General features: G+C 58.7%; 4 protein-coding genes. All 4 read right to left on the bottom strand.

Annotated elements, in window-relative coordinates:
* On the bottom strand, nucleotides 1–1,687 hold a 1,687-nt coding region (locus QW379_07770; GenBank protein MEM2870297.1), incomplete at its 3' end, for a hypothetical protein.
* A 179-nt stretch (nucleotides 1,688–1,866) separates the two neighbouring features.
* Entirely contained in the window at nucleotides 1,867–4,788 is a 2,922-nt protein-coding gene (locus QW379_07765) for a PKD domain-containing protein (protein MEM2870296.1), read from the bottom strand.
* Nucleotides 4,789–4,936: 148 nt separating this feature from the next.
* Complete coding sequence (locus QW379_07760; protein ID MEM2870295.1) at nucleotides 4,937–5,656, bottom strand: alanyl-tRNA editing protein; 720 nt, start codon at nucleotides 5,654–5,656, stop codon at nucleotides 4,937–4,939.
* A gap of 139 nt (nucleotides 5,657–5,795) precedes the next feature.
* Nucleotides 5,796–8,855, bottom strand: a complete 3,060-nt coding sequence (locus QW379_07755; protein MEM2870294.1) for a PKD domain-containing protein — start codon at nucleotides 8,853–8,855, stop codon at nucleotides 5,796–5,798.
* Between the last annotated feature and the right edge of the window lie 200 nt (nucleotides 8,856–9,055).

Here is a 9,055-nt window from a genome sequence, read left to right as displayed (position 1 = left end):
TGTAGTACCACTGGATGCTCACGGGATTCCCGTAGATGTCCTCAACATCGATTCCGAACTCGAGCTCGGTGTTCTCCTCGACCTGCGTCTCCTCGTCCGGCCAGAAGCGCTTTATCGTCGGCGCGTGGATTGGGGGGATGGCAGTGATTCTAAGCGAGTGGAGCCTGACCCTGCCGGCGCTGGAGCTGCTGATGTATATCGGAATTGTTAGGTTGTTCGGGCCCTGAACCGTCGACATCAGGTCATTGAGCGAGGAGAGGAGGTCGCCCTCGAAGGGGTTCTCACGGATGTTGGTCGTGTACTCGTAGACGATGCTCAGGTTCGTGAAGCCGACGCGGCCCCCGTATTTGCCGTACATCGTCACATTGATTGGAACGTCCACGAACTCGTTCCCATAGGCGTCCCTGTGGCTGACGGGAGCCGTTGCGAGATAGTTGTTGAGCATCTGGGTGAAGTCGGGGAGCCTCTCGGAGCCGTTCAGCTCCTCGTTCCTGTAGTCGATGATTCCGTCATCGAGAATGTCCACGGTGCAGTTGACCGCTCTCTGGCCCGCCGTGTAGACGATTGCGTTCATCAGGAGGTTCTTGAAGTTTGTGTCGCTGTAGTAGTTCTTGGCGCTCGGGTAGGACTGGAAGCATCCGAACGCGATCGGGCCGATGTAGACGCTCTTCCCGCCGCCGTAGTCCCAGCACGCGATGCAGTCGCGCCCGCTGGGGGACTTAGCCACTGCGATCGCTCCGCTCTTGATTCCGCTGGACGGGTACTCGCAGTACTGCTGGACCGAGAAGTCGTTGACGTTCTGGGTCAGCTCGTGGTTCTTGTTGGTTATCGTGATGGTGCCCGATGAGTCGTAGCTGTAGCCGGGACAGATCACCGGCAGAACATTCGCTATTCCCGTGCCCGCATTGGTCGAGTAGACTATCCAGCCCATCCCGATGAATCCCCCGCCGTTCTGGACCCATGTGTCCAGCGCTTTCTCGAACGTGGCGTGGTCGTCGTCGTTGTACCCCGCGTCGCCCGTGATCACCACAGAGTACTGTGAGAGCTCCTCCAATGTGTCGATGTCCGTGCCGGAAACGATGTTGGCGACCCAGCCGTTCTCCTCGCAGAGGGACTGGATGGAGTAGACCGGGTCGTTGCCCGGGGTGTCCCTCGCCCTGCTGCTCAGCGCGGCCTCGACCGCTACCATCCCACCCCCGCCGCCGCGCGGGTTGGTGATGTTCATCTGCGCCGAGACCACCCTGGCGCTCTTTGGCAGGCGAATCATCGTTGTGTTGTTGAATGCGCCCGTCTTGAAGGCGCTGGCGTTCATTATGGGGAGATCATTTATGAAAACGGTCTGTCTGCCGAGCGGTCCATAGCCCTTTCCAGTGAAGGCCCACTCGGGCTTTCCGTCGCCCCAGAAGTCGATCACCACATTGCTTGGGTAGTCCTTTCCCGAGCCGGGCATTGACGCTGAGGAAACCTTTAGCGAGATGTTGCTCAGGATGAGGCCGATCTGGACGGAGAGGCTGTTCTTCGTGTTCGTCCCGCCATAGGGGAAGTCGACGTTGAGCTCCTTCTGCCCGTCGCCGAAAGTCTCGATGACTATTTCGATGTTCCCCGCCGGGGCCCCCGGCGCGCCCGGGAGACAGAGCGGTAGCAGGAGACACGCCGCAAGCAGCGCCGCAAAAGCTCTGAGCACCATAAAGCACCCCCCGTACTAGCAACTTCCCCTACCCTCTCTATGGCTATATATTATTTGTAGTGCGGGTCTCAAAATCCCGGGCCCCCGGAGGGCTCCAGTCTCGACAGAATCCTCTCCCGAGCGGTGGCTGCGTTTGCCGAGCGGTCCGTAACCCCGCTCTTTCCTTTCAACCACACCCGCTACTTTTTACGCATGACCACCGCTCCCCAAGCGATGAGAAGAACTATTAGAACGATGATGAGCAGGGGCCAGAGGTATGCTTCGACGCCCGCACCCGCCTCCACCGGCGGCGCCGGCTCCACAACCGCTACCTTCTCCCAGCTGCTCTCGCCAATCTTGGCCGTGAAGGTGTGCTCTCCCTTCACCGCCTTCCATTGGAAGAACTGCCTCACCGTCTCCCCAGCACCCAGCGCAGGGATGCTCTCAGTCCCAAGACTGCGACCGTCCACAAGAAGCTCGACACTCAGCTCGGCCGCGGGCGCGTCGCCGATGTTCGTCACTGTCACTATGACCTCCACCCTGTCCCCAGCGCGGATGTCCATCCGCGACAGACCCATGATCACCGCAATCTCGACATACCTCACCCGCACCCTCACCGACGTGCTGTTCTTCGCACCCATCACGTCCGTGACCTCGAGCACTATCGTGTGCAGGCCGCGCGGGAGCGCCGTCTGGAACTGCGCCTCGCTCGAGAGAACGGTATCCCCCTCCTTCCAAACATACGTCAGCTCCTCCTCGTCCGGGTCGCTGCTCGATACCGCACTGAACTGTATCTGCTCCCCCTCTATGTACTCCAGCCTCTCCCTCGGTGAGTCTATCACCGGCTCCGGAGCCCTATTCCAATTGTCCACAGTCACCAGCCACTCGTACGAGTCGCTCAGCTCCCCGTCCGACACCACAACCTTCACCTTGTGCTGGCCCGCAGATTTGAAATTCGTCTTGTAGGTGTAGCTCTCCCCTATGTACACCTGAGCCCCGTCCAAATACCACGTCATCGTCAGAAGCGTGCCCTCGTCTTGGTCAGCCCCAGTCGCAGAGAAAGTCCAGCTCTGCGTCTCCCTTATCCTCGGGTTCGTCTTGGGAGAATACGCAACTATCACGGGCGCCACATTCACATTCTCCACAGTCACGTCCCACTTCTTCGTCGCAGTCAGCCCGCCTGGGTCGCTCACAGTCACCATCACTGTGTGCGTCCCCGCACTGAAAAAGTCGGGCGTGTACCTGTACCTGCTCCCGTTCTCCTTCATCTGCACCTTCCTGTCCAGCGACCACTGGTAGCTCAGCGGGTCCCCGTCTGGGTCGCTCGCCTCAACGCTGAACTCCACGGTCTCGTTCTCCCTAACCGTGGGATTGGTCACAGGAAGATGACTCTCTATCACGGGCTCTCGGTTGATATCCACCACCGTGATGTTCCACCGCTGCTCCGCTGCGCGGAGCCCGTTCTCCACCCTCACCTTAACGGTGTGCAAGCCCGCAGAGTCGTAGTCAAAGAAAAGCTTGATTCTGCTCCCAGTCTCGCCCTCCATCGGCTCCTCGTTGTAGTACCACTGGATGCTCACGGGATTCCCGTAGATGTCCTCAACATCGATTCCGAACTCGAGCTCGGTGTTCTCCTCGACCTGCGTCTCCTCGTCCGGCCAGAAGCGCTTTATTGTCGGCGCGTGGATAGGCGGAACCGCGGTTATCTTCAGCGAGTGCAGCCAGACCCTGCCCGGGGTCGTGCTCGATATGTATATCGGTATCGTCAGGTTCTCAGGCCCTTGCTTCGTGGACATAAGCTCGTTGAGGGAGGTCGCTAAATCGCCATCGTATGGATTCAGCCGAATTTCGGCGGTGGATTCGTAGACAATGCTCATGTTGAGCAGAGTTATCTTCCCGCCCCACTGCATGTTGATTATAATGGGAAAGGCCACGAAGGCGTTTCCGTAGGGGTCGGTGAAATTGACTTCGGCTGTCGTCATGAAGTCCCTCAGGGCCTCCGTGAAGACCACCTCCGTCCCGTTCAGGGGCGGCGTGGTGGTCTGATAATCAATTACTGTGTCGTTGCAGATGTCCACGGAGAGGTTGAAGGCCTTGCCGCTGATGTAGATTCTAACGTCGTATCTATAAGCGCTGGAATCAACCGAGCCGGTTGGTGAGTCTGCGGAGCTGGAGGACCAGGCCCTCCGGGCGCCAGTCCCGTCAGAGACGGTCCCCGCGGCGAGGCCGAAGCTGGTGCCCGTCTTCCCAGTAAACGATATCTCAATCAGAAGGTTTTTGGAGTTGTCATAGAAGAACTCGTCCGGCGGGTCGATCTCGAGCCAGCCACCGGATTCTTTTATGTCGTAGCTCGCGGTGTCAATGACCTTCTGGGGAGTGTTGCCGCCGTAATTGTTGGCAAAGGTGGTGGTCAGACCAGTAATGGGTGTGTTGCAGAAGAGCATCTTGAAGCCAGTGAGGGTTCCTGAGCCTCCTATTCCATAGCCTGACTGGACCTTCCAGCCGACTTTGTCGATGATTCCGGAGCCCTTGATTTCCGCCGCTGTGTAGAGCCACTGGAACCTCCACGTAGTCCCCGAGCCGAAGGGATAGACGTTGGTGCTCGTCCCGCCCGTCAGCTCGACCAGCTCCGCGAGAGGTGCGCTCTTTATCGTCATATTCGCTTTCTTTACATCTGCCTTTTGGGGCAGGTAGACACTGGTCGATGTGGTGCCGTTGAGGCCACACGTAAGGGAAATGTTTTTACTTCCCGAAGGGAAAGTGTCTTGGAGGCCCCAGCTACCGTAGCCCTTGCCCACGAAGGCCCACTCCGGCTTCTGGTCGCCGCCGAAGTCGACGCTCACATTCGTCGGGTAGTCGCTCCTGTCGGGGGAGAGCTCGGCCGTGGTTGTCTTAAGGGAAGCGTTCTGGATAATCAGACCCGTCTGGATGGATAGGGCGTTGCTCTTGTCCGTGCCGCCGTACTGGAAGTCGGCCTTAATCTCGGATTTCACTCCATCGAAGGTCTCGATGGTCTTCGTTATATTCGCCGCCGAGGCCGGGGGCGCGTAAACCACCAGCAAAGGGGCAACTAGTCCGAGAGCTAGTATTATGCTTGCGTGCCGGGTCATATAGTTCACCATTTGAAGCCTCATAATATTATTGCCTATTTTAAATTTTCCTACTATAAAAAAATTTAATAACCCTCCGTTGCTGGAGCGCGCTATGAAGCCCCGGGGCACTCGCCGCCGCTCATCCCCTCCCCCAGCAGGCGTTCCCCCTGCCCACTGCTTAAACAAGGGTGTAGACCAACCTCTCCCTGTCCCTGCCCTTGCTCTCTTTCTTGATTATCTTCATCCTGCCGATTTCGGCCGTGGTTCGAACGTGGGTCCCCGCGCAGGGGCAGACGTCGAACTCGCCTATCTTAACTATACGGATCCTCCTAGCAGACTTCGGAAGTAGGTCGAGACTGACCCTCCCCGCATTAACCCTTTTCTCGAGCTCGGCCCTGTCCTCTTCGTATATTTCCAGCGGCACGTTTCTGGCAAAGATGCTGTTGCAAGCCTCCTCCAGACTCTCGAGGTCCTCCGGGGCGAGGGCGAGGGGGAAGAAGTCGATGCGCGAGCGGTCCGAGTATATTTGGTTCCCGACTGTCCTGGCCCCGAACCTGTCAAAGACCACTCCGGAAAGAACGTGCTGGGCGGTGTGCATTCGCATGTGGGCATATCGCCTCTCCCAATCGAGAATGCCCCTCACGGACTTCACATGCTGCGGCAGCTCGCCGTCGATGAAGTGCCGGACGGTGTCCCTCTTCTGGACGTCCGTGACGCGCGCCCGCCCGCCCTCGAAGACCAGCTCGCCCGTGTCCGACGGCTGGCCCCCGCCCTCGGGGTAGAAAGCGGTCCGGTCGAGGGCGACCCATCCGGGCCCCCTCTCCGTGACAACGGCCTCGAACTCCTTTATGTAGTTCCCCTCAACGCCCGCCATGTAGAGAAGCTCTGTAGCGCTCATACCCCACCTTCCTCAAAGCACGGCCGCAACGGTCGGGGGAGGAGGACCGCTGGAATTCCCAGCGTGGAGCCGGGCGGTGGACCCACCCCCAGCCCTACTAGTTAGCTCCCTCGGCCTCAATCCGCCGGTTGAGGGTTGCTCACCTCTTCCGCAGCACCATCGCCCCCCATCCGAACAGCAGGACCGCAATCACTATCAAAAGGCTTGGCCACATGTAGGTCTCCACTCCGGGGCCCGCCGCCGGAGGCGGGGCGGACGCGACCGTCACACTCTTGCTCCACTCGCTCCCCCCGACCTTCGCCGAGAGGGTGTGGTCTCCCCTCGTCGCCTTCCACTGGAAGACCCTCACCTCCACCCCACCCGGCGCGAGGGACTTGATTGTGTCGGAACCGAGGGTCCGGCCGTCCACAAGGACGGTCAGGCCGACATCTGTGGCTTCGGCGTCGCCTATATTTGTGAATGTGACAACAACGTCGATTGCGTCCCCGGCGCGGGGGTCGAGTCTGGAAACTCCTAGAAGGACCGCAAGCTCGATGTACCTGACCCGAATTCTGACGGAGGTCGAGTTGGTCGCGCCGTACGGGTCCCTGACCTCGAGCGTCACCGTATGAAGGCCGCGGGGCAACGCCCTCTGGAACTCCACATCGTTTGAGAGAACGGTGCTCCCTTCCCTCCAGACGAAGCTCAGCTCCTCCTCGTCCGGGTCGGTGGTCGAGGCCGCGCTGAACTGTATTACGTCGCCCTCCATGAACTCCAGCTTCTCCCTCGGAGAGTCGATGTAAGGCTCCGGTGGCCTATTCCAGTTGTCCACCGTGACGAGCCACTCGTGGGAGTCGGATAGCTCGCCATCGGAGACCACGACCTTCACACTCCGCAGGCCTGCGGACTTAAAATCGGTCCTATAGGTATATGATTCTCCTATGTAGACCTGGTTCCCGTCAAGGTACCAGGTCATCGTGAGGAGGGTCCCCTCGTCCTGGTCGAAACCCTTGGCCGAGAAAGTCCAGTTCTGGGTTTCCTTTATCCTAGGGTTCGTCTTGGGAGAGTAGGAGGATATCACCGGCCTGACGTTCACGTTCTCGACTGTCACGTCCCACTTCTTCGCCGCCGTGAGACCCCCGGGGTCGCTGGCGGTGACCGTGACCGCGTGGGTCCCGGCGCTGAAGAAATCGGGGGTGTAGTTGAAGGCACTCCTGGTCTCCTTCATCAGCACCTTCCCGTCCAGCGCCCACCGGTACGAGAGGGGGTCGCCGTCAGGATCGCTCGCGCCCACGCTGAACTCAACCGTCTCGTTCTCCCTGACCGTTGGGTTGCTCACCGGGAGGAATGTGTCTATCACCGGCTCGCGATTCACGTCGAGCACGGTCACGTTCCATGTCTGCTCCGTCGGCCGGAGGCCATTCTCTATGCGGACCGTGACAGTGTGGAGGCCGGCGGAATCATAGTCGAACATTATCTTCACCCTCTCCCTGGTCTGTCCGACGAGCTCATCAGCGTTGTGGAACCACTTGATGGTCACCGGGTTTCCGTAGATGTCAACCACATCGACCCCGAACTCCACCTCCGTGTTCTCCTCGACCACTGTCTCTGCATCGGGCCAGAAGCGCTTGATTGTCGGGGGGTGGATGGGAGGCGTTGCTGTGATTCTGAGCGAGTGGAGCCTGACCCGGCCGCTGCTGGAGCTGCTGATGTATATCGGGATTGTTATATTATTCGGGCCCTGCACGGTGGACATCATGTCGTTGAGCGAGGAGGTCAGGTCGCCCTCGTACGGATTCTCTTTAATGTCCTTGGTGTAGTCGTAGAGAATCTCAAGACTGTCGAACCTGACGCGGCTGGCGGCGGGGCCGCTCACGTATATCGGGATGTCCACGAACTCGTTGCCATAGGCGTCCCTGTAGCTCACACTCGCGCTCGCCAGATAGGAGTTCAGCATGTCGGAGAAGTCGGGGAATGTGTAGTTGCCGGAGAAAGCGGTCCTGTTGAACTCCTCCGTGGAGTCGTTCAGGATATTCACGGCCCCGGTGAAGGGCTTCCTGCCGCCGTATATGAGCGCGTTCCTAAAGAGGTCGTCGCCGTCTCCGGCGTAGCAGGAGTAGTAGTAGGATGTGTCCGACGACACGGGCATCAGGTTGATGTCGACCCTGTCAGTCCCGCCGATGTTCTTCTCCGCGGCCAGTATCATTCCGCTGTTCCAGTGCGATATCGCCTTGGCTCCCTCGGCGACGCCGGTCTGGTAGATGCCGTAGGTGTAGCCGCTCGGGAAGTAGATGTTGCTGACATTGGCCATCACCGGGTGGCCGGGCTGGTCAATGGTGCCTATGGAGGGGTTATGATACACGATGGACTGGGTCGGCTGGATGGCATAGTAGTTCTCAGACAGGAAGCGGCCGCTCAGATAGAAATTACCATACTGATACATCGCGTAGGTCGCCAGAACGAGTGAGCCACCCGCGTCTACATAATTTGCCATCAGGTCCCCGAGCTCGGCCCCGTTCTGGAAGCCGTACCAGAAGTACCAATCGCTCCAGACCAGGATATTGCCGTACTTTGAGACCGTGGCCCAGTCGGGGGTGCCGGAGCGGCCGTCGTAGCTGTCCACGGTCGAGAAGTCGCTGGTAAAGGCCCTGAGCTTCTTGGGGAGGTCGGAGTCCCAGCCGTAGCCGGTGTAGGTCGCCCATATCACCAGCACCTTGCCCGGGTCCCCGATTCTCTGGCCCGCACTGAGGTTCATCGTCGCCTTCGTCACATGCGCGCTCTTGGGCAGGCGAATCGCGACACTGTCGTTGTAGCCACCGCCGAACGGTATGCTGGCGTTCATGTAGGGCAGGTTATTTATGAAAACGGTCTGGCGGCCCAAAGGGCCATAGCCCTTCCCCGAGAAGCTCCACTCGGGCTTATCGTCGCCTCCAAAGTCAACGACGACGTTGGTCGGGTAGCTCTTCTCCGCCCCGGGCATCGCCGCCGTTGAGACCTTGAGCTCGACGCTGTTCAGAATTAGGCCGGTCTGGAGAGAGAGGCTGTTTTTGGTGTTCGTTCCGCCGTAGGTGAAGTCGACGTTCAGCTCGGAGAGGCCGTTGCTGAATTTGTTTACGACGATTTGTATGTTATCGGCAGAGCTATGCGGGGCAGTCATTGGCAATAGCGGCAAAAGAAGCCCTATCGTGACAGCCATTATATTCAGTTTTATGTCCCTCATATCATCACCAACGTCGCTTATTAGGAATATACCATAAAATATATTTAATCTTATAGATTGTATCGATATTTATAAATAGTCAAATTTTTAAAGTAGATGAAATTATGAAGATTTTGAGGTATGTAGATGTGGAGTTATTGGGGGCCGCGCTTTCCGTCGGTTGCCGCCCGTGCCGAATTCCGACCTGCGTTCCTCGACGG

The organism is Thermoplasmata archaeon (genome assembly GCA_038851035.1).
Taxonomy (GTDB): Archaea; Thermoplasmatota; DTKX01; order VGTL01; family VGTL01; genus JAWCLH01.
Note: the sequence above shows the minus strand (reverse complement) of the source record. Positions and strands in the feature narration are given on the sequence as shown.